This is a genomic window from uncultured Thiothrix sp. (genome assembly GCF_937873765.1).
Lineage (GTDB): Bacteria > Pseudomonadota > Gammaproteobacteria > Thiotrichales > Thiotrichaceae > Thiolinea.
In genome coordinates, this window is the sequence record NZ_CALMZC010000041.1 from 41412 (window position 1) to 62023 (window position 20612).

At 43.3% G+C, this 20612-nt stretch carries 18 protein-coding genes; 8 read left to right on the forward strand and 10 right to left on the reverse strand.

Features of this window, described 5'->3' with window-relative positions; genetic code table 11:
- Positions 1-241 precede the first annotated feature (241 nt).
- Positions 242-1957, forward strand: coding sequence for a P-loop NTPase fold protein (locus tag Q0307_RS12395; protein ID WP_298661045.1), 1716 nt, complete (start codon positions 242-244; stop codon positions 1955-1957).
- Positions 1958-1965: 8 nt separating this feature from the next.
- The gene (locus tag Q0307_RS12400; RefSeq protein WP_298661048.1) at positions 1966-2736 is read left to right on the forward strand and encodes a hypothetical protein; all 771 of its coding nucleotides are present in this window, start codon (positions 1966-1968) and stop codon (positions 2734-2736) included.
- Positions 2737-2887: 151 nt separating this feature from the next.
- Here Q0307_RS12400 and Q0307_RS12405 read toward each other — a convergent pair whose 3' ends face one another.
- The 7 genes from Q0307_RS12405 to Q0307_RS12435 form a co-directional block, all read right to left on the reverse strand.
- On the reverse strand, positions 2888-3385 hold the full coding sequence (locus tag Q0307_RS12405) for a hypothetical protein (RefSeq protein ID WP_298661050.1): 498 nt from the start codon (positions 3383-3385) through the stop codon (positions 2888-2890).
- A gap of 29 nt (positions 3386-3414) precedes the next feature.
- Positions 3415-5421 carry an NAD-dependent DNA ligase LigA gene (gene ligA / locus Q0307_RS12410; RefSeq protein ID WP_298661052.1) on the reverse strand — a complete coding sequence of 669 codons (2007 nt, stop codon included), beginning with the start codon at positions 5419-5421 and terminating at the stop codon, positions 3415-3417.
- Between the two features lie 3 nt (positions 5422-5424).
- Entirely contained in the window at positions 5425-6003 is a 579-nt protein-coding gene (locus Q0307_RS12415) for a retron system putative HNH endonuclease (RefSeq protein WP_298661054.1), read from the reverse strand.
- A complete protein-coding gene (locus Q0307_RS12420) occupies positions 5996-7369 on the reverse strand; it encodes an AAA family ATPase (RefSeq protein ID WP_298661056.1) in 1374 nt (457 codons plus the stop codon). The genes Q0307_RS12415 and Q0307_RS12420 overlap by 8 nt, the downstream gene beginning before the upstream one ends.
- Positions 7370-7375: 6 nt before the next feature.
- Complete coding sequence (gene rlmD, locus Q0307_RS12425; RefSeq protein ID WP_298661058.1) at positions 7376-8713, reverse strand: 23S rRNA (uracil(1939)-C(5))-methyltransferase RlmD; 1338 nt, start codon at positions 8711-8713, stop codon at positions 7376-7378.
- Between the two features lie 56 nt (positions 8714-8769).
- The gene (locus Q0307_RS12430) at positions 8770-9414 is read right to left on the reverse strand and encodes a DUF4145 domain-containing protein (RefSeq protein ID WP_298661060.1); all 645 of its coding nucleotides are present in this window, start codon (positions 9412-9414) and stop codon (positions 8770-8772) included.
- A gap of 107 nt (positions 9415-9521) precedes the next feature.
- Positions 9522-10304: a 3'-5' exonuclease gene (locus tag Q0307_RS12435; protein ID WP_298661062.1), complete on the reverse strand. Its 783-nt coding sequence runs from the start codon at positions 10302-10304 to the stop codon at positions 9522-9524.
- Positions 10305-10406: 102 nt separating this feature from the next.
- Here Q0307_RS12435 and Q0307_RS12440 point away from each other — a divergent pair, with 102 nt between their 5' ends.
- Positions 10407-10982, forward strand: coding sequence for a Crp/Fnr family transcriptional regulator (locus Q0307_RS12440; protein ID WP_298661064.1), 576 nt, complete (start codon positions 10407-10409; stop codon positions 10980-10982).
- A gap of 79 nt (positions 10983-11061) precedes the next feature.
- Positions 11062-11589, forward strand: coding sequence for a DUF1772 domain-containing protein (locus Q0307_RS12445; protein ID WP_298661066.1), 528 nt, complete (start codon positions 11062-11064; stop codon positions 11587-11589).
- Positions 11590-11591: 2 nt separating this feature from the next.
- Here Q0307_RS12445 and Q0307_RS12450 read toward each other — a convergent pair whose 3' ends face one another.
- The 3 genes from Q0307_RS12450 to Q0307_RS12460 are packed head-to-tail and all read right to left on the reverse strand — an operon-like array spanning position 11592 to position 15861.
- On the reverse strand, positions 11592-13238 hold the full coding sequence (locus Q0307_RS12450; RefSeq protein WP_298661068.1) for a CRTAC1 family protein: 1647 nt from the start codon (positions 13236-13238) through the stop codon (positions 11592-11594).
- Positions 13238-14644, reverse strand: coding sequence for a di-heme oxidoredictase family protein (locus Q0307_RS12455; protein WP_298661070.1), 1407 nt, complete (start codon positions 14642-14644; stop codon positions 13238-13240). Before Q0307_RS12455 ends, Q0307_RS12450 begins: the two co-directional genes overlap by 1 nt.
- Positions 14641-15861 carry an ROK family transcriptional regulator gene (locus Q0307_RS12460; protein ID WP_298661072.1) on the reverse strand — a complete coding sequence of 407 codons (1221 nt, stop codon included), beginning with the start codon at positions 15859-15861 and terminating at the stop codon, positions 14641-14643. The genes Q0307_RS12455 and Q0307_RS12460 overlap by 4 nt, the downstream gene beginning before the upstream one ends.
- A gap of 183 nt (positions 15862-16044) precedes the next feature.
- Here Q0307_RS12460 and xylF point away from each other — a divergent pair, with 183 nt between their 5' ends.
- The 4 genes from xylF to Q0307_RS12480 all read left to right on the forward strand — a co-directional run bounded on the left by xylF (position 16045) and on the right by Q0307_RS12480 (position 20606).
- On the forward strand, positions 16045-17082 hold the full coding sequence (gene xylF / locus Q0307_RS12465) for a D-xylose ABC transporter substrate-binding protein (RefSeq protein ID WP_298661074.1): 1038 nt from the start codon (positions 16045-16047) through the stop codon (positions 17080-17082).
- A gap of 71 nt (positions 17083-17153) precedes the next feature.
- Complete coding sequence (locus Q0307_RS12470) at positions 17154-18458, forward strand: sugar ABC transporter permease (protein ID WP_298661076.1); 1305 nt, start codon at positions 17154-17156, stop codon at positions 18456-18458.
- Positions 18459-18474: 16 nt separating this feature from the next.
- Positions 18475-19254 (forward strand): ATP-binding cassette domain-containing protein, encoded by a 780-nt coding sequence (locus tag Q0307_RS12475; protein ID WP_298661079.1) that lies wholly within the window; start codon positions 18475-18477, stop codon positions 19252-19254.
- 176 nt (positions 19255-19430) lie between these two features.
- A complete protein-coding gene (locus tag Q0307_RS12480) occupies positions 19431-20606 on the forward strand; it encodes a trypsin-like serine protease (RefSeq protein WP_298661081.1) in 1176 nt (391 codons plus the stop codon).
- Positions 20607-20612: the final 6 nt, after the last annotated feature.

Here is a 20612-nt window from a genome sequence, read left to right on the forward strand (position 1 = left end):
GCTAGCACGCTAGAACGTAGGTTTTTATGGCATTTAGTTCACTTTATGCAGCCGCTGCCCTTACTAGTTTATTGATTTTTCTTTTATTTCCAACTATTTGTATCGAGCTTACTACCTTTCGTCATTGGAAAATGAGTAAAAAATAATTCAGTAATAAACTGACGATAAAACTATCAGTTTTTCGCAGCCGTTAAAAAAATTGCGTTTATATTAACTCACTAGAATAAGGCAATCAGCAAAAATGAATGGTATTAATGATGAACCTCTCGATCATCTATCCTGCGATGAAGATACCTTAGGCATTAATAAATATGCGACCACTTTATCTAATTTCATAGAGCTAACTAATACCCCAATGAGCATTGGTATTCAAGGTGAATGGGGTACTGGTAAAACTTCATTATTGAAATCAATATGGAAAAACTTAGGAAGCAATAATAAAAATCTTATGATATGGATAAATGCTTGGGAGCATTCACTACTCACTTTACCTGAAGAGGCTTTGATAAAAACCATCATTGAAATAGCTAATGAAATTCAAGCTAAAGATACTAACCGTACTAACTCTGATAAAGTCATAGATATCACTAAAAATTTATTGAAAAAAGCGGTATCTATTGGTGCGAACCTCTCGTTGAACTCAATGGGGATGGGTACAGGGGCGGCTGAAGCAGTTGAAACCTTGTTAAACAAAAAAGAAAGCTCTATTAGTGAACTAAAAAGTTCTTTGCAAAATTCAATTAGTGATATTTGCGCTAGCGATATATCACCTTATCAAAGAGTCATTATTTTTGTTGATGATCTTGATAGACTAGACCCTGTTTATGCTGTTCAAGTACTTGAGTTAATTAAAAATATCTTTGGAATAAAGCATTGCATTTTTCTTCTTGCTATTGACTATCAAGTAGTAGCTAAAGGTTTGAAGCATAAATTCGGAGAAATGAATAGTACAAATGAATGGGAGTTTCGTGCGTTCTTTGACAAGTTGATACAACTACCTTTTATGATGCCATTGAGTGAGTATAATATTGGCTATTATATTAAATCTCTACTAATAAAAATTAACTACATTTCAGATTCAGATGCCTATATCAATGATTACGACAAAATAACTCTTTATACAATTGGTAATAATCCTCGTGCTATAAAGAGACTAGCTAATTCTTTACTACTGATTGAAATGATGAGTAAAAACTTAATAGAGGATAGTCATGATAGATTATTGATGTTTGCGATGGTCTGTCTGCAAATTACATACCCTAGTTTTTACCAAGTATTACTAATAGAGCCTGACTTTACTGCACTAGATGACAACATAAGCTTTAGCTTTACTAAAGGACAAGAAAAAGCCGATCCTCTCTTTGAAGCCTCCTATCAAAGAGCCTGTGACCATTCTTTATTCGCGAATGATTGGGAGCGATCTTTATACAGACTAGCTTATATTACAGCTTATACCAGAAATCGTGTTTTTGATATTTCAAGATTTTTTAATGTAATTTTAGATTACCTGTATAAAAATGATTTAGAAATCAGTAGCACGATCAGTCAACTCCTTAATCGAGCTTCTATTACTAGTATCAAATCAACAGGAGAAAATGAACAGTCATCTGGCAGTGAAAAGAGGAGAGTCCGTTTAGATGGATGGAGTTCATATCTATCTGCACAAAAAGAACGAGGGATTCCAACTGAAGTTATTGAAATAATAGAATCTATTCATAACGAAACCAAACTACTTTTTAAAGAAGGAAGTATTTATATTAACTATACACCCACCGTTATGTCATTCAATGCCAATATTCGAAAAAAGAAAAAATGTTTTCTTTATTTAATTCCTCACAAAAAGAAAGTAGAGCTTCACTGTGGTGCTGAAAGGCTTTTTATAACACCTGATTCTACTTTTGAAAAAAGCACACTTAATCAAATAAAAAATGCCTTTATTAACTTAACTAATCAATAGACTTAAACATGAAAAAAATAATTAGACTAACTATTATTGGAACGGGTGCAGAACTTGGAGCTGGAGTTATCGACGATCCTGAATTAAATAGGACTATCATACGACAAATAGAAAACGACTTTTTACAAAGCTCCATGTATTTAGAAGATGGAACAGACTTTTGCCTATCTAACTATACAGATATATTAACTATCTATGGTCCAAGTACCTCAGGGGCTACCGTTCTTTTAGAGCAAACCACTGATATTGATAAAGAAGAATATGATAGGGATTATGAAGAACTTTTTTCATCCGCCATAGATGAAACTGAAATAAATGAATTTATAAGTTCATACCCAGGTTTAGAAAAATTTGATTTATCCATCTATTCAAAAGATAGTCTATTGTTTTTTAACCAAAAAATAGAAAAGCGGATTCACTATCCAGTACTATTTGAGCTTAGTGAGCATGAGGAGTTAGATTTAAGTAATGTTTATATTGGCTCTATGGATGTTGATATGATTGCTCCAGGTGGAATTATTGAAGATTTTCTTTACATTCCAAAAGATAAAGCTATGGAGTATATGAAAGAATATCTAAAGGAACAGTATGATCAGGAATTGAGCTTTGGAGAAATATTAACCGATATTTATTACGATGCTCCCGAGCTAAAAGCAAAAATTCGCGCACATCATTTGATACCTAATGAGGATACTGAAGGAAAGGGCTACTATGAAAATGACTATATTAGAGTAATGGATTTAGATAATAATATTTTATTTGAAAATGAGAATTATTAAAAAATAATCACGTATTTAACTCATTACAAGCAACAGCTTACGTCTATACCTCTATATCCTGCGGGGCTACTTTTAAACAGCTAGCCTCGGCCTCTACTAACAGCGCTTAATACAGCGGCGCAACCAGAGATCCATCTGGCTTAGTGTTAACTCAGTCCTCACAAGCTCCACCTCCAACATAAAGTACCTTCACCGTCACTGTTTCCGGCTGTTTAATGACTTTGACTAACCTAGCCCTATCATTGGTTTCAGTTTGCTCTTTATCCACCACATAATTCGTTACTTCCAATGTGGCCTTCCCTCTAAGCTCACAGGCTTTGAGCTTAGCAAATTCGGTCAATCCTAATTGCTCAATGGATTGCTTTGTATCTTTAAAACAAAACCAAGGAGATCGAGTATCGTCCTGATCGCGGGGAATGAGCTTGGCATCTTTTTCAGCGACCGTAAAACACAGTTGGTCACCAACCACTTCACGCTCGCCTTCCACGATGGGATACCAAAACTCGCCTTCTAAGACAACAGAGCCGGAATAATACACGAGCGAGCCTTCTTGTTTTTGCTTTATAAAACCAACCGTTTCATTAGCTGCCCAACTAGAGTTTGAACTTGCAGCTAACCAACCCATTAATAAATATAAGTTTAACTTCATGGTGACTTTTTCTCTTTTTAATTAATTGATTAAACCTTTAATAACGCAAGCAATCCCATCTCACCCAACACCATCACTCCCAAACTCTCCGCCTTTTCCAATTTAGAGCCTGCCTCTGCACCCGCAATCAAAGCCGTTGTTTTCTTCGAGACACTATTCGACACTTTCGCACCCAAGCTTTCTAAATCTGCTTTAATATCTTCACGTGGACGACTGAGTGTGCCGGTAATCACATAAGTTTTACCCGCTAACGGCAAAGCCTCCGCTGGTTTTGCTTCGTAATTAGCCCACTGCACTCCTAATGTGCGTAAATTATTGATGGTTTTAGCGTTATGCTCTTCTTTGAAAAACTGCGTAATGCTCGCAGCACTAATAGAGCCGACATCAGACACCAGCTTTAAAGTTTCTTCATTCGCTGCTTGTAAGGCTTCGAGTGAGCCAAAATGACGGGCTAAAGCTTTCGCGGTCGACTCCCCCACATCCCGAATGCCGAGTGCATAGATAAAACGCTCTAAGGTCGTCGTTTTACTGGTATTCAGGGCAGCAAGCACCTTCTCCGCCGACTTCGCACCCATACGTTCTAGGGCAACTAATTGTTCTTTAGTCAGGCGATACAAATCATCCACATGGCGGATCAGACCTTGCTCAAAAAACAGTTCGACTAATTTATCGCCCAAACCGTCAATATTCAGTGCACGGCGCGAGGCGAAATGCTTAATCGCTTCTTTGACTTGCGCAGGGCAATATAAGCCGCCTGTGCAACGCGCTACAGCCCCCTCTTCACTACGCTTCACTTCCGAACCACAGACGGGACATAGGACAGGCAGCGTAATGACTTGCGCGGTAACAGGGCGTTTGTCCAACACCACCCGCGCCACCTCAGGAATCACATCCCCCGCCCGGCGTACAATTACAAAATCACCGACACGCACGTCTTTACGCTCGATCTCATCCATATTATGCAAAGTCGCATTGCTCACGGTGACACCACCAACAAAGACGGGCTTTAAGCGGGCTACAGGGGTTAATGCGCCGGTACGCCCGACTTGGAATTCGACTGCTTCCAATTCAGTCATTGCTTCTTGGGCAGGAAATTTATGCGCTATCGCCCAACGCGGTGCGCGACTGACAAAACCCAGCTCTTGCTGAGTTTTAAGGCTATTAATCTTATAAACGACCCCATCAATCTCATAAGGCAAACTCACCCGCCTTGCCCCAAGTTCATTGAAGTAGCCCATGCAAGCTTTAGCACCTTGGACAATTCTTATCTCAGGACAAACCCGCAAACCCCAAGCTTTAAACTGCTGCAAAATAGCGTAATGCTTACCAGGAAGCTGACCACCTTCAGCAATCCCCATGGAATAACAAAACATCTCCAAAGGTCGCTGTGCAGTAATACGCGGGTCAAGCTGGCGTAAACTGCCCGCTGCTGCATTACGAGGATTGGCAAAGGTTTTTAGATTGTCCGCTGCTAAGCCTTGATTAAGCTGACTAAAACCGGCTTTCGGCATATAAATTTCACCACGCACCTCTAAACGCGCTGGGTAATTCTCTCCTAACAAACGCAAAGGCACTGATTGAATGGTACGTACATTCGCGGTCACATCCTCGCCCGTTTCACCATCACCACGGGTGGCTGCCCGCACCAACACACCGTTGACATACAATAAGCTGATCGCCAAACCATCCAGCTTTGGCTCGGCGACATATTCAAGTTCGGCCTCATCTTTCAAACGCTCGTGAATGCGCCGATCAAAATTATCTAGCTCTTCCTCGCTAAATACATTCGCCAAAGACAACATCGGCAATTCATGGCGCACATTGCCAAACTCGCTTAAAGCTTCACCGCCCACGCGTTGCGTGGGGGAATCTGAGCAGATGAACTCAGGATGTGCATCTTCTAAAGCTTGTAACTCCCGAAACAGACGATCATATTCCACATCAGGAATTTGTGGATCATCAAGCACATAATACAGGTGATTGTGGTGGCGAATTTCTGTGCGTAAGGCTTCGATTTGTTCTTGTATTAATTGCATATTTTATTCCAAGAAGAAACGGTAATTGAAATCATCAATTGAATCTTCTTCGGGTTTATAGTTGAACCGCTTTAACTCGCGTATTCGGAATAGCTTACGGGTTTCTTTATTTAATTGATAGAGTTTTAAAGTTTTTTCTGCACGTTTCTGATCGACTTCACTAGCTGCTGGATTTGGCTCAACTTCCCCCGTTTTATAATTATTAACAAAATAGCGAGTAAATGAATAATCAAGCTCATCTGGCTTTAAGAGCAACTCATCAAAACTATCCCCCTTTCCTTGGCAGACATCACAACAAATGAAAAGATTACTCCAAGTATAAGCCAAATCAGGAAATAGACTTTTAGGTCGAAAGTGTTCTACCGTTTCTCGACTTTCAGAACCAACCGAACCATCACAGAATGAGCATCGGCCTTGGGTCATCGTGGATAAAACCTGACGTAACCCCTGATAACAGGCTTTACTACGCCAACTGAAGGAAAATGAAGGATTTTCTTGCCGAGCCAAGACAAAATCTTGTGTCCACACCCAACAATTTTCAACTAAACAAGCAGGTGGTTCTAAACGATTTAATTTACGCAAGTATGATCTCCTGACTAATTAGTCGAGAGACTTGCCGCAACTCACGCTCAATAATAAACTGTGCTTCTTCACCACGACTTGAAACTTTTTTAGCAATCTCTAAAAACTTATCGCTTATTTGTTTGTTTTTAATAACGAGATCACGCTCTTTATAGAAATCAGCAAATAGCTGCTCAGTTTCAATATCAAACTCTTCAGAGACTCCGAAAATCTCCTCTAAGATGAGCTGATAACTTTTACCGGCTGCTGAGGGTATACCCTCAATTATTCCTGATGTAGGTTTTTGATTAGCCTCAGGTAAGCGGTAAACCCAAGCATCCTCAACAGAGCCTACTACAAAAGGCGAATGTGTGGATGCAAAAATTTGCGCATTGGGTAACAGCTTCTGTACGGCGGGAAGAATCCGGCGTTGCCATTTGGGGTGCAGATGAATATCTATTTCGTCTAAGAGCAGGATAATCGGTTGTGAAAAGGCATCTTTATCTTGATCTGCCCAAGGTATACTTTCTAAACGCAGAGAAAGATCGGCGACCCAGCTAATAATAGACTTTAAGCCATCGGGTAGTCCATCAAATGCAAAAGCCACTTCATTTATTTTTAATGAAACTTGTAATGGATTTCTTTCCAGTTTAAATTCAAAATTCAGATCACAAATATCTTTTATAAAATCTGAAATTCTTCTTAGAGAAAACTCGTATTTACTGGCCTCATCTTTATCTCTATCTGCTAGTGCTAAAGCATATTGAGTTCGATTATTTGCAATCCACTGCAATATAAGCTCTGGCCTGACACTTTGATCAAAAGATAGTGAATTTTCAAATGGTGAGTTATCAATAGATTTTATTGAATTTATGTCAAACTGTTTTAGACTACGAGAACCTGAATAAGCAAAGACTGCAAAATTATATTTACTTTTATTGGTTAAATGGTAGTTATTTTTCGCAGCTCTATAAAAGTCCAAACTATGATTTTGTCGAGACTTCTGAAAACCAAGACAAACATCATTCCTCCATCGGAAAATATCATAATTTTCTATAAAATCTGCCCCTTCAACTTTTAAAGCAAAAAAACCATTTTCCCCTTCAAAATTGAAAAGGACATAGGCGCTATCGCTTCTAAATCGATGAGCAGTGATAAACGAATCAGGAGCACTATTCCTAGTATCTTTAAAAATATCCGAAATCGCATAAAGTACTGTACTTTTACCACTCCCATTTGGCCCGGTTAGCAAGTGAATTTCAGCTTTTTTAGCATCCGCCTCTAAGGTTTCTATCGGCTTAAAATCAAAACGGACTTTTTCAAAAACGCCTACTTGAAACAACTCAAGACCTTCAAGACGATAAGGCACTCTTGCTAACTCACCCATTAGAACTTACCTCACAAATACCGCTATCGATTCCACATGCGCCGTATGCGGAAACATATCCATTACCCCAGCACCCATAAGCTTATAGCCTTGTGTATTCACTAGCTCGCCCGCATCACGCGCTAAGGTAGCTGGATCACAAGAGACATAAACAATACGCTCGGCCTTCAATTTGCCTAAATGCGGAATGAGCTCTTTCGCACCCGCACGAGGAGGATCGAGTAAAATTCGGTCATAGCTGCGCTTGAGCCAAGGCTCTTGGCTTAAGTCTTCCGCCATTAAATTGCAGGCATAGTAGTCGGTATTTTGAATCTGATTGGCATGTGCAGCCGCACGGGCACGTTCAACCATCGCCTGATCACCTTCCACCCCAATCACTTGAGCCACTTGTCGGGCTAAAGGCAGCGTGAAATTCCCCAGACCACAGAATAGATCCAGCACTGTATCCGTCGACTTTACCTCTAACAGCTCCAAAGCACGGATGACCATTTTGCGATTTAAGGCTTGATTAACTTGAATAAAATCTAAAGGCGCAAATTGCACACGAGTATTAAATGGTGGGTGGGCATAAAACAAATCGCCCGAACCATATACCTTATGGACTGTCTGGGGGCCAGCCGGTTGCAGGTAAAGTTCAAACTTAAATTCGCGGGCAAAATTCAGTAGTTTTTCGGTATCGCCTGCGGATAAAGATTCCATGTGGCGCACGACTAAAGCAGCCACTTCCTCATCACCAATCGCTACTTCAATTTGTGGCAGCATCTCACGCGCATCCATGCTGGTCACAAGCTGCTGCAATGCAGTAATCCGCTCACCGACTAAAGGATGCAAAATTTCACAACGGGAAATTTCCGCGATTAAGCCACCCGTTTTTTCCCGAAAACCCACTAAGGCTTGCTGTTTTTTACGTACCCAACGTGCCCCTAAACGGGCTTTACGTCGATACGCCCAACCATCAGCCGTCAAAGGCTCGAATACAGTTTCGGGCTGGACTTTGCCAATATGCTGCAAATTATCGAGTAAAATCTGCTGCTTATAGATAATCTGTGCTTCAAGTGATATATGTTGCCAACTGCAACCGCCACAAATCGCAAAATGCTGACATTTGGGCTCAACGCGATTTGGAGAGGCGCTTAATACTGTCTCCACGCGCCCTTCATCATAGTTCGCTTTATAAGAGGTATAGCGGAACGCGACTTTTTCCTCAGGCAAAGCACCGTCAATAAACACCGTTTTGCCATCGACCCGCGCAACACCTTTACCTTCCAAGGTTAAGGCTGTGACTTCGGCCTCAACGAGAGGGCTATTTTGGACACCACGGGGTTTGTGTTGACGACGACTCATAAATTCCGGCTCTAAAGGCAAAAGGGGCAATTCTAAGCAAAGACAGAATAGACTGCTTAGCTAAATTTAGTTAGTAAGAAACTCTCAACAAAGCCAATTATGCTATTTACATCAGGCTCTGAAATTTTATCCCATTCAGCATGCATAGCCATATTTCTGATCCTAGGCATAGCATCCAATAAAGATTTTTGTGCGCCTACTACATGACCAGAGCTTTTCAAGGCATTGACAACTTCCTGCATACTTTTATTTGTAATATCAATGCCTTGATTAGTCGAATAGCGCTTAAGAGCATCTTCTAAAGCAGCACTTGCTAAAACAGCAGCAACATTTTTATGTCCTTCTGCTAAAGATTGTCTTGCAAGAACTATAAAATCCCCAAAAACTTCACCAGAAATACGTAAATCAACATTGAAAACATAACCACCTTCAAAATCCTGCTTAGCACTTAAAAAAATATCTTTTAATTTAAGTAGATAAGAGGAACTACCATGGACTTTTTCATAATCATGCAAGAAGTTTTTATAATAAGGAGACAATTCACCATAAACAGCTTTAAGTAAATTTAATGCGCTAGTAGCACATCCTTCCCAACTTCCAGTATTTAGACGGGTAACTCCTTCACCTCTAGCAAAAGGAATTTTCTCAAATTGAATAGCTAGCTCATTAAAACGTCGTTGAAATGTTTCGTGTATCGCCAAGTTAAGCCCCCTGTTCCCAAGCCGCTGCAAACGCTTGCAAAGGAATTTTCTCAAATTGAATAGCTAGCTCATTAAAACGTCGTTGAAATGTTTCGTGTATCGCCAAGTTAAGCCCCCTGTTCCCAAGCCGCTGCAAATGCCTGCAAATGCGTCTTTCCCGATTGCGTCAATACCTTGCGGACTAAAGCGCCTTCACTGGCATAACGCTCAGCATCAATCTGCCCACGCATCAGTTGGAAACGTAAATAAACCAGCCAGGTATTCAGCACATCGGTTTCGCAATAGTTACGGATTTCAGTGATTTTACCTGCTTGGAAGGCTTCCCAAACTTTCGAGCCATCCATACCCATTTTGCCGGGGAAACCATAAAGCGTGGCTAATTCGTCTAAAGGTGCATTGGCGCGCCCACCGTACAAAGCCAATACATCCATTAAATCGGTATGGCGCTGGTGATAACGGCTAATATAGTTATTCCATTTGAAACTACTATCGTCATCACCCAAATCCCAATAGCGGGGCGCTGCAATCTTATGCAGCATCGCTCGATAGTGAATCACGGGTAGGTCAAAACCACTGCCATTCCACGACACTAAAGTTGGGGTAAAGCGTTCAATCCCATCAAAAAAGCGTTGGATAAGATCTTTTTCACTAGCTTTTTCGTCACCCAAAGACCAGACCTTAAATTCATCGCCGCGTCCACGGAAGGTTACAGAAATCGCGACAATGCGCTGCAAATGATGGGCTAAAAACTCCGAACCGCCCGTTTTTTGTGCGCGTAAATGGAACATCGCTTTAGCAACACCGCTCGCCTCTAAATCACCTAAATCATAAAGCTTACGCCCACCTTCAACGTCGGGAACGGTTTCAATATCAAAAACGAGCGTATTCATAGCCTCAAATCCTGCTAGTGCGAAGTTAGCTCATCATACAACAAGCCACAGTTTAGAGGAAAAGCTCTTGTAGTTTGGCGGCTGATGCGCACAATAGCGCTTATGTTATCCATTCAACTTTTACAAAGTGCCTGCCCGTTTTTAACGGCTGAAACACTGGCTTTACTTAGACCACAATTTCACCTCAAGCACTATAAACGTGGTGAAGCCCTATTACGCCAGAATGAACGCTGGCAGCAAGTTTATCTGCTTGAAACCGGCTTGATTCGCCTCTATTTCCTGCGGCCTGATGGCAAGGAATTTAATAAAAACTTTTACCGTGAAGGCCAATTGATTTGCCCACTGACAGCGAATATGCAGCAGCAAGCCTCACTCTTTGGCATTAGTTGCATTGAAAATTGCAGTTTATGGCAATGTCCTGCTGAGCAATTCATCTCTATTTTGAGCAGCCAGCAGGCTTGGACACCATTACAAAGTCATTTCCTTAGCAAATTAGTGGATCACAAATTACAGCGCGAACATGATCTGTTGAGCCTAGCCGCTAAAGAACGTTATCAAGCTTTTTGTGAGCGTGAGCCTGAATTCGCTGAGCGCGTGCCTTTGGTGCAATTAGCCAGTTATTTGGGGATGACGGATGTGTCATTGTCGCGCTTACGCACGAGTTTAAATAAAACTTAAAGGCTTATCATTTGATAAGGTGAGCACTCAACAACTACGAAATACTGTAGGCATCTTCATGATTAGGATGAACCCTACTATGCAAACCCGCCCCTATACTCTGCTAGAAAACACTAGCCTTGCTCTAGCCATTTTAATGTTTGGCATCATGGCAGGCTTTTTCTGGACTTATACCTTCAATGTCAACTTAGCCACAGCACAATTGGATGGCGCGAGTTATGCGCGTGTACAGTCTTTATTTAATGTCAATGTACGGCATGCGATGTTTTTCAGTTTCTTTTTTGGCAGTGCAATCGTCGCTGTGCTAGCACTGATCTTGAATTACCACCACTATCGCTCACCGAGTTTTTGGCTTCTAGCAAGTGCAGCCGTGCTCTATATGCTTGGCATTATTCTCTTCACTAAATTTATCAACTTACCACTAAATTACTACACCGAATCGTGGAATCCGGAACATTTACCTCAGGATTGGGAAGCCACACGACAAAGCTGGAATGCGGCCAATGCAGGTCGAGTGTTCATTTCTGCCTTAGTTTTTGTTTTGAGCCTCGCCGCTTTGTTGCTACGTAGCCTTAGTCCTTATCCCAGAGCTAAAACTAACCAATAAGCCTATTGCGGATACCAATAGCGCACTTGCGGATCATCTTTTTTAATCAATACAAACTGATTCGCAAACACCCGATATTCTGCACTCCATTGGCCATCCGGCCACTGGATGCGGATCGTCGCACGCTCAGCCACCCCCAAGCCCACATGCACGAAACCGGATTCTCCCGAAGCATGTCCACCCCCGACTTGAATTCGCCGAATTTGCGAAGGCACTCCGGTTTTAATTGCAATGCTTGCGCCCACCGCATGGCGATTCGCGCCTGTTTGTGCCAATTCAATCTCCAGCCAATTCCCCATGAGCTGAGTGCCTTGAGCCGTTTTTGCGCCCAAATTACGAAACACACTCACGGGGTCTTTACGATTCACCACCATCAGATCTAATAAACCATCCGCATTAAAATCATGCAGCGTCGCACCTCGCCCACGCCGCGCTAGATCAATCCCAGACTCATGCCCTGCTTCGTAAAATTTTTTATTCCACTGCCCAAGCAATAGATTATCGGGGTCAAAAGCTGCAAAATCAGGCATCGCTTCGACATTACCTTTAGCGATGAAGAGATCGAGTTTGGTGTCATTATTCACATCATCAAACTCGGCATGCCAGCCTGTCGACGGTTTTAAATCCTCACCAATATACGGGCGATGTGCTGTGGCTTGGCGCTCATACGCACTATCTTTATAGATGGGTCGATCTTCTTCTGCTTCATCATCTAAGACTTGTAAGCGCGTATCCCCCATTGAAGTTAAGGCATACTCAGGAAAACCATCCCCTTCTAAATCACCCTCAGCAATCCCCATCCCCCAAATCAAGACACGCTGCCAACCATCATTACGGCTATAAAGCTTGGGTGGATTGTCGGCAGGAATACGCCACAGTTGCTCCTCCCCTTCACGGTAATATTGGCGATCATTGGTGATGCGCAGAGCTGGCTCACCACTTTTATTCCAATCGGTGAAGAGCATCGACAAAGCGCAAAAGCCGGGGGCTAAAGCAGTACGCTCATGATAATCCGCTTGAGCTTTGGAGCTGGGGCGAAATAAATCATTTTCATGACAAGTGCCCCACGGCGAACCCGGTGCAGAGCGATCGACATAATTGCCAAAAGCTAAAGTGGGATAGGTTTGACCTTTTTCAAAGGTAGCAGCAAAAGCCGTCGTCCAAGCATTGCCACCCTCATAATTCCAAAGTTTATTCGCTTTAGTGAAACTACAATCAGCACCACCTTTTAAGAGTAAATTGCGCCCTACTTTTAAAACGACTAAATCCTGAAAACCATCATTATCAATATCCAGCGGATAAGCCCCCGTGACTTGCTTAAGATCATTGTCTTCTAGAGTTAAGGGTTGTGGCTTAAACACTAAAGCTTCACCCGTTTTGCTAGCATTCCTATAAAGCTTCGCTGGCTGTTCCCCGCCGGCGATAAACACATCAGGCATCCGGTCTTGATTACAATCTAACACCGCTAAGCCGCCACCGACGAAAAACTCCCAAGGCCCGGTGTATTGCTGATCGATGCCAGCACTCGCGGTTTCATTCTGCATCAAGGGAATATCCATCGGTGCTGCCAATTTAGTTACTTCTTCTGCAGGCGACAAGGGTGCTAGCAAGCAACAACTTGCTAGCAATAAAGACTTCAAAGCATGCATTATTCGATCACCAAGGTTTTCAGATAAGCAACTAGGGAAGAACGTTCCGCATCGGTGAGTGCTATATAGGCGTCACGTGCTGCTCGACCTTCACCGCCATGTGCCCGAATGATTTCATTTAAGGTAAGTTGATCACCACGATGCCCATAAGGTGCGGTGGAAGCAATCCCCCAGAGTTCAGAGGTCATAAATTGGTCGCGCTCCACAAAGCGCTGGGAAAGTAACTCATTCCCTAAGCTTGCCACTTGTTCATCCGCAATCACATGGCGTTTTAAATCACCAAATAGTGGAATTAAATACTCCCCTTTTTCATTCTTTTTCAAATCCTTAGCCCAAGCTTGTGAAGTAAAATCATAACTGATTTTGCTTTGCGCATTTTCACCTTGGCGCACAGTACCAGCCGTATCCCATAACCCAGGATCAGTGAAAGTCAAACTTGTTAAAGGTAAAGCGGGGATATGACAACTAGCACATTGAATTTTCTGAAAAAGCTTTTCACCAGCAGATGCAGCTTGTTGCCATTTCAAGTCTTCAGGTTGTTTTTGAATAGGCGGTGGAAGACTAGCCTGCCACGCAACTAAAGCAGCAATATCGGCTGGGCTGAGTTCATTCTTAATACCATCTTCATCGAAATCCTCTTCGCCAGTCCAGCGTGATCCAAAACGCTCAAGGGCTTGCATTCCATGATGTTGGTTCATGGCATTCACCGTAAATTGACGTAAGGAAGCAAACACGCCTTTTTGACTAAACGGACGAATAATTAAATCAGTATCAATGCCTTGGAGTGCACTAAGATCAACTACTCCATCAGGCTGCGCAGTAATAAAGCCGTAGGATACGCCTTTGGTGAGTAACTCTGCCTTAACTGGCTGTTTAGCACTACGTGCTTCTTTCAGAGCTTGGGCACGGATGCTGTGCAAATCAGTGGTCATTTCTCGTGCTAATAGCTCAATTAAGCCAGCACCAAATAGATGGTTAGTATTGCGCTCATTGGAAAATTGCGGGTCAAGACTATCGAAATCGGCATTCACAAAGCCTTCAGACACAAAAACATTCGCCGTAAAATCACCAGCTCCACCCACCTTCGGATCATTGTGACAACCTGCGCAAGCGGCAGCATCTAAGCCAGCGGTACGACTAAAGGTAAACTCACTGACACGCTTGCGCTTAGTAGGGATAATGGCTTGGGTTGCTTTCGGACGCCCAGCACCTTCTTCACGAGTGAAACGAGCTATAAATAAACGCTCGCCATAGTTACGAATAGACGCTAAGTCCCCCGCAGAAGCTGCGCCATTTGGCAGTTGAAAATCAGATTGTAAATGTTGATCTAACCATGGCTCATTCTCGGCACTTACTACCATACTGTTCATGCTCACCAAGGTAGCTATTAACCAAATGCATTTCATTCGCCAATTCCTAAGGTGCGATCTAAAGTTTGTAAGGTAGTCATGGCACAACCGAGATGGATTAAGGCTTGCGAATCTTCATAGCAATATAAAGTAACATCACTGGCCTCCAGCATATTGCCATTGTGGCGCAACGCATTGCGAATCTCTGGCTCCATCAAATCAAAAGCGCGTACGCCACCACCGATAAATGCGATCGTAATCGGATCAATTAAGGCGAACAAACTGCGGAGAGCTTTACCTAAAGCGCGCCCAGCTTCTCGATAAGCCTCTCGCTCAACCCCCTCGTTTTCATGGGCACGCCGCGCTAAATCAATCATCGCTACTGGGTCAATTTCGCTCACTGGTGGACTTGTTTCTGGCAAACCTGAAACTCGTCGCCAAATAGCATAATCGCCGACATAGGCCTCTACGCAACCGTATTGGCCACAGCGACACAAGGCGCCCTCCTCCATCGCATGCACCATATGCCCAAACTCGGCAGCGGATGATTGGCGACCAATAAAACGTCTACCCTTCAACACTAAACCCATGCCGATCCCTGAACCTAATAAAATTGCCGCAAAATCGTCTCCAAAGCGCTGTGAATCTTGCCAATGCAGCGCTTCAGCCGCCATATTGCAATCATTAGCTACCCAAACAGGTACATTGAAAGCCTTATGCAGCATCTCGCCCAAAGGTAAGTTCAGTAATGTAGTCATCGGTGACCAAAGCATAATTTGCCCACCCGCATCTACGACACCTTGCACGCCTAGGCTGATATAACGTAAGGGGATCGGACTCCCAGCTTGCTGACGCATCAAGCGCGTTACTATGCGTAATAAATAATGCTCAAAATCATCCGCAGTGGCTGAACGGGACTCAAAATGATCATTGGCTTTCGCTAAGACTTGTCCTGAATAATCTTGGAGCCAAGCGGTCAGTTTATTAATGGATAAGACTATGACCACAATGCAACCGATTTCTGGGTTTAGCGATAAAGTCACGCGGGGTCGTCCACGACGACTCACGGTTTCTTGGCTTTTGCCAAGCTCAGAACGACTGAGTAGCAGTCCATCCGTGATCAGAGTGGACGTAATAGTTGAGACCGTGGCAGGTGACAAGCCGGTGTACTCTACAATTTCAGTGCGAGAGACACAGCCATGTCGTCTCAGCACCTGAATAATTGAACGTGTGTTTTGGCGTCTTACATCATCCGTGCGGACTAATGCAGGCATTAACCACCCTCCATAAATATGCTTGACTGACAAGCTAAATACCGTCAGCAGCCTAATAAATTCATTTAAAAAGTATATTGACACAGGTTTTTTTTTGCGTCACTATTTTTTTCGAGACTTAAAATAAAGTAGTCACAGCTCAAACAAAGCATTACCTTAATATATCTCTTTGGAGGAGATCACATGAAAAAGTCTGTTATTCTAGTAGCTAGTGCCATGGTACTGGCAGGTTTAGCTGCCCCAAGCTTCGCTAAAGACAAAATCATCGGTGTGTCTTGGTCAAACTTCCAAGAAGAACGGTGGAAAACTGATGAAGCGGCCATGAAAGCAGCGATTGAAGCGGCGGGCGACAAATATGTGTCTGCTGACGCACAAGGTTCAGCTTCTAAACAACTCACTGATGTTGAAAGCTTGATTGCACAAAAAGCCAATGCACTGATTATTCTCGCACAAGATGCGAGTGCCATTGGGCCAGCCGTTGAAAAAGCTGCCGCTGAAGGCATTCCAGTCATTGGTTATGACCGTTTAATCGAAAATAAAGATGCTTTCTACATTACTTTCGACAACAAAGAAGTCGGTCGCTTACAAGCTAAAGCCGTATTTGCTGCTAAACCTGAAGGTAACTATGCCTTTATTAAAGGTTCTTCTGCCGACCCCAATGCTGACTTCTTATTCTCCGGTCAAATGGAAGTACTGAAAGAAGCGATTGATGGCGGCAAAGTGAAAAATGTTGGCGAAGCCTACACCGATGGTTGGAAGCCAGAAAATGCACAAAAGAATATGGAGCAAATTCTAACCGCTAACAACAATAAAGTGGATGCCGTAGTGGCGTCTAATGATGGTACGGCGGGCGGTGCTGTCGCGGCTTTAGCCGCTCAAGGCTTAGCAGGTTCTGTACCAGTCTCCGGTCAAGATGGTGACCATGCTGCTTTAAATCGGATTGCTTTAGGTACACAAACTGTTTCCGTTTGGAAAGACTCCCGTGAACTGGGTAAAAATGCCGCCGAAATCGCTGCTATGTTAGCGGATGGCAAGAAAATGACTGAAGTGCCTAATGTAGTGAAATGGGCCGATGGTCCAAACAAAGTCGAAATGAGCGCTATTTTCTTAAAACCGGTTGCAGTCACCAAAGATAATCTGAATCTAGTGATTGATGCAGGTTGGGTGAAGAAAGACGTGGTATGCCAAGGCGTGAAAGGCGATTTGGCAGCTTGTAAATAAGAACAGCATCGAGCTTAATTAAGTGATGTATACCCTCTTCTGTAGAAGAAGAGGGTTTTAAGGATGATGCTATGAGTACCACTACTGCTCCTGACAAAGCTCGTGCAAGTGAGCTAAGTCCCGTTGCCAAATTTTTCAAAGCCACCGAACTCGACACCCGTATGCTGGGTATGGTTGGGGCTATGTTGATCATTTGGTTTGTCTTTAATATTTTATCGAATGGATTGTTTTTAACTCCACGGAATTTATGGAACCTATCTGTGCAAACTGCCTCTGTTGCAGTGATGGCTACAGGTATGGTGTTAATTATTGTGACTCGACATATTGATCTATCCGTTGGCTCGATTCTGGGCTTTGTAGGCATGATTATGGCGGTGACTCAAGTTGAGCTACTGCCCAAATTGGTCGGCTTAGAAAATCCAGTGACTTGGTTTATTGCCTTAAGTATCGGGATTTTAATCGGTGCGGCAATTGGTGCTTTCCACGGTTATATCATTGCCTACTTAGGCGTACCTGCTTTTATTGTCACCCTAGGTGGCTTATTAGTCTGGCGGGGTGCTGCATGGTGGGTCACCTCTGGACGTACAGTTGCACCCATGGATGAAACCTTCCGTTTAATGGGGGGTGGCCCGTTCGGCTCGATTGGTGCGACCGCTAGCTGGATTATAGGCTTGGTACTTTGTATTGGGATTATAGCTGCGATTATTAATACCCGCCGCCAACGCTTACGCTTTAACTTCCCTTTACGGCCAATGTGGGCAGAGATTTTCCTAGCTGTGTTAGGTTGTGCGATTACTTTGGGGATTATCGCCATTTTCAATGCTTATCCTTGGCCTGCCAAAATTGCTGCCGACTATGCACAAGCCAATAATATTGCCGTCCCCGAAGGGGGGTTATTTATCGCCCATGGCATAGCCATACCGGTGATTATTGCTTTGGTAGTCGCCTTAGTGATGACCTTTATCTCCAATCGTACTAGTTTTGGCCGTTATGTTTACGCCATCGGTGGTAACCCTGAAGCTGCAGAATTAGCTGGGATTAATACTCGCTGGATTACTATGAAAATCTTCATTTTGATGGGGATTTTATGTGCGATTGCAGCGGCGATTTCCACCGCACGCCTAAACGCAGCGACCAATGCACTAGGGACTTTAGATGAGCTCCTAGTCATTGCCGCTGCGGTCATTGGCGGTACTTCCTTAGCCGGTGGCTCAGGTACTATTGTTGGGGCGATGCTCGGTGCTCTGCTGATGCAATCTTTACAATCGGGGATGATTTTGTTGGGCGTAGATACTCCCTTGCAAAACATTGTAGTCGGGATTGTATTAGTGATTGCGGTTTGGGTTGATACTCTCTATCGCAAGCGTACGGCTTAAAACCGGAGTAAACAGAATGACTGAAGCAAAAACACCTCTGGTTGAAATGCGTGATGTTTCCATCTCCTTTGGAGGGATTCATGCCGTCGATCATGCCTCGGCTGATTTATATGCAGGCGAAGTGGTAGCACTGTTAGGCCATAATGGTGCTGGTAAATCAACCTTTATTAAGATTCTCTCCGGCGCTTACAAACGCGATGGTGGGCAAATCTTTATTAATGGCACGGAAGCCAGCATTAATAATCCACGCGACGCCAAAGCTTACGGAATTGAAACCATCTATCAGACCTTAGCCTTAGCCGATAATGTCGACACAGCGGCTAATCTTTACCTTGGACGGGAATTAAAAACCGGTTGGGGAACTTTAGACGATGTAGCGATGGAAGCTGAAGCCCGCAAAGTGATGGGGCGTTTAAATCCACGCTTCCAACGCTTTAAAGAACCCGTGAAGGCTTTGTCCGGTGGTCAGCGGCAATCGGTCGCGATTGCGCGGGCGATTCTATTCAATGCACGTATTCTGATTATGGATGAACCTACTGCTGCCCTAGGTCCACAAGAAACCGCTCAAGTTGGCGAATTGATTAAACAACTGAAAGCGGATGGAATTGGCATTTTCTTGATTAGTCATGATATCCACGATGTATTCGACTTAGCGGATCGAGTGACGGTGATGAAAAATGGCCAAGTTGTTGGTACTGCACATGTCAATGATGTCACTAAAGATGAAGTCCTTGGCATGATCATTCTAGGCAAATGTCCTCCCGGAGCGATCCCAGGGCCTGGAGCCACATATTAGCTTAATAGCGCTTCTCCTTTACTCCCTAGCCACTAGTGTTAGCTAGGGAGCTTTTTTAATAATTTCACCTATAACCCTTAGTTTAACCCCTTCATACTGATTATTTACTTGCACTTTCTGGCCGGCATTTACACAATAATCTTGTCTTTTTTTATTCAAGTAGGCTGTTTATTCTCATGAAAAAAATTCTCTTAATAGCTGCATGTCTGCCCCTATCTGCTGTCGCGGCGGAGTTCGATACGGTTTATTTTTACTCATCTAACCCCTCTACTACCTCGGTAGCTGAGAGCTTGCCAGCAGCCAAAGCTCATACCAACAAACTAGCAACACCTGATACTTCTCTAGTTACGCCTAACGCCAGTGAAACCACTCATAAAGCGGGAGCCTCCAGCGAAACGCTTACTACAAGAGCCCTTGGTAATTTTGCAGTACCCTACACGTCTAAACGAGTGTCTGCACCACCCACGCAAGCTGTTGACCCTAACTCACATGCTTATCTAAGTGCCACCTTTCCTTATAGTACTGTCGGCAAGCTTAATTTCAAAGTCTATGACATGGATGCTCATTGCTCAGCCAGTGTGATTCTAAAAGGCGTTATCGTCACGGCTGCGCATTGTATGCAAGATTATGGTGCTGGCGATGAGCACTTTGACTCTTATGTATTTCGACCAGCCAGTTATCGTGGCAGCAGCCCTTATGGTGAGTGGACACCACTTGCTGCTGTATGGCCGAGCACTTGGTCAAACGGTAATGATGTGGGTGAGGGTTCGGCAGTGGACAATGATTTAGCCGTTATGGTGCTCGACAAGAATGCAGGTGGTCAATTTATTAGTGAAGTAGTCGGTGGACATTTGAATTACGGCTGGAATAACTATTCTTTTTCTAAAAGCAAAAAGACTGGCAATTTGTGGACTGCAGCGGTAACCACTTTAGGTTATCCCGGCTTATTAGATAATGGCGAAATCTTACAGCGTAGTGATGGCCCTACCTACTTGACTACTCTTAGTGAGGCTCATCAAATTTATCAAGGTAGTAATTTTACCGGCGGCTCTAGTGGTGGACCTTGGTTAGTTAATTTTGGTTATCAAAGCCCTAAGTTTAGTGATGGTGCTAACAAAGGGCGCAATGCCGTCACTAATGTCGTTATTGGCGTGACCTCATGGGGTACGGCTGATCCCAATAAGCCTAAGGACAATTTCTCATCACAATTCACGCAAAATAAGCGTTACCCCTTAGCGGATTACGGTGGTTTTGGTGCTGGAAATATTGCGGCCTTACTCAATAGAATTTGTGCCACAAAACCAGAAGGTAACACGCAAACTTTTAAACAATTAGGCTATTGTGATCAATAAGTAGTG

Excerpts from the sequence above, each read along its gene's own strand:
- Q0307_RS12395 (WP_298661045.1), top strand. The coding sequence starts at position 242 with ATGAATGGTATTAATGATGAACCTCTCGATCATCTATCCTGCGATGAA.
- Q0307_RS12480 (WP_298661081.1), top strand. The coding sequence starts at position 19,431 with ATGAAAAAAATTCTCTTAATAGCTGCATGTCTGCCCCTATCTGCTGTC.
- Q0307_RS12455 (WP_298661070.1), bottom strand. The coding sequence starts at position 14,644 with ATGAAATGCATTTGGTTAATAGCTACCTTGGTGAGCATGAACAGTATG.
- Q0307_RS12400 (WP_298661048.1), top strand. The coding sequence starts at position 1,966 with ATGAAAAAAATAATTAGACTAACTATTATTGGAACGGGTGCAGAACTT.
- Q0307_RS12475 (WP_298661079.1), top strand. The coding sequence starts at position 18,475 with ATGACTGAAGCAAAAACACCTCTGGTTGAAATGCGTGATGTTTCCATC.
- rlmD (WP_298661058.1), bottom strand. The coding sequence starts at position 8,713 with ATGAGTCGTCGTCAACACAAACCCCGTGGTGTCCAAAATAGCCCTCTC.
- ligA (WP_298661052.1), bottom strand. The coding sequence starts at position 5,421 with ATGCAATTAATACAAGAACAAATCGAAGCCTTACGCACAGAAATTCGC.
- Q0307_RS12440 (WP_298661064.1), top strand. The coding sequence starts at position 10,407 with ATGTTATCCATTCAACTTTTACAAAGTGCCTGCCCGTTTTTAACGGCT.
- Q0307_RS12405 (WP_298661050.1), bottom strand. The coding sequence starts at position 3,385 with ATGAAGTTAAACTTATATTTATTAATGGGTTGGTTAGCTGCAAGTTCA.
- Q0307_RS12470 (WP_298661076.1), top strand. The coding sequence starts at position 17,154 with ATGAGTACCACTACTGCTCCTGACAAAGCTCGTGCAAGTGAGCTAAGT.
- Q0307_RS12420 (WP_298661056.1), bottom strand. The coding sequence starts at position 7,369 with ATGGGTGAGTTAGCAAGAGTGCCTTATCGTCTTGAAGGTCTTGAGTTG.
- Q0307_RS12445 (WP_298661066.1), top strand. The coding sequence starts at position 11,062 with ATGCAAACCCGCCCCTATACTCTGCTAGAAAACACTAGCCTTGCTCTA.
- Q0307_RS12460 (WP_298661072.1), bottom strand. The coding sequence starts at position 15,861 with ATGCCTGCATTAGTCCGCACGGATGATGTAAGACGCCAAAACACACGT.
- Q0307_RS12435 (WP_298661062.1), bottom strand. The coding sequence starts at position 10,304 with ATGAATACGCTCGTTTTTGATATTGAAACCGTTCCCGACGTTGAAGGT.
- Q0307_RS12450 (WP_298661068.1), bottom strand. The coding sequence starts at position 13,238 with ATGCATGCTTTGAAGTCTTTATTGCTAGCAAGTTGTTGCTTGCTAGCA.
- xylF (WP_298661074.1), top strand. The coding sequence starts at position 16,045 with ATGAAAAAGTCTGTTATTCTAGTAGCTAGTGCCATGGTACTGGCAGGT.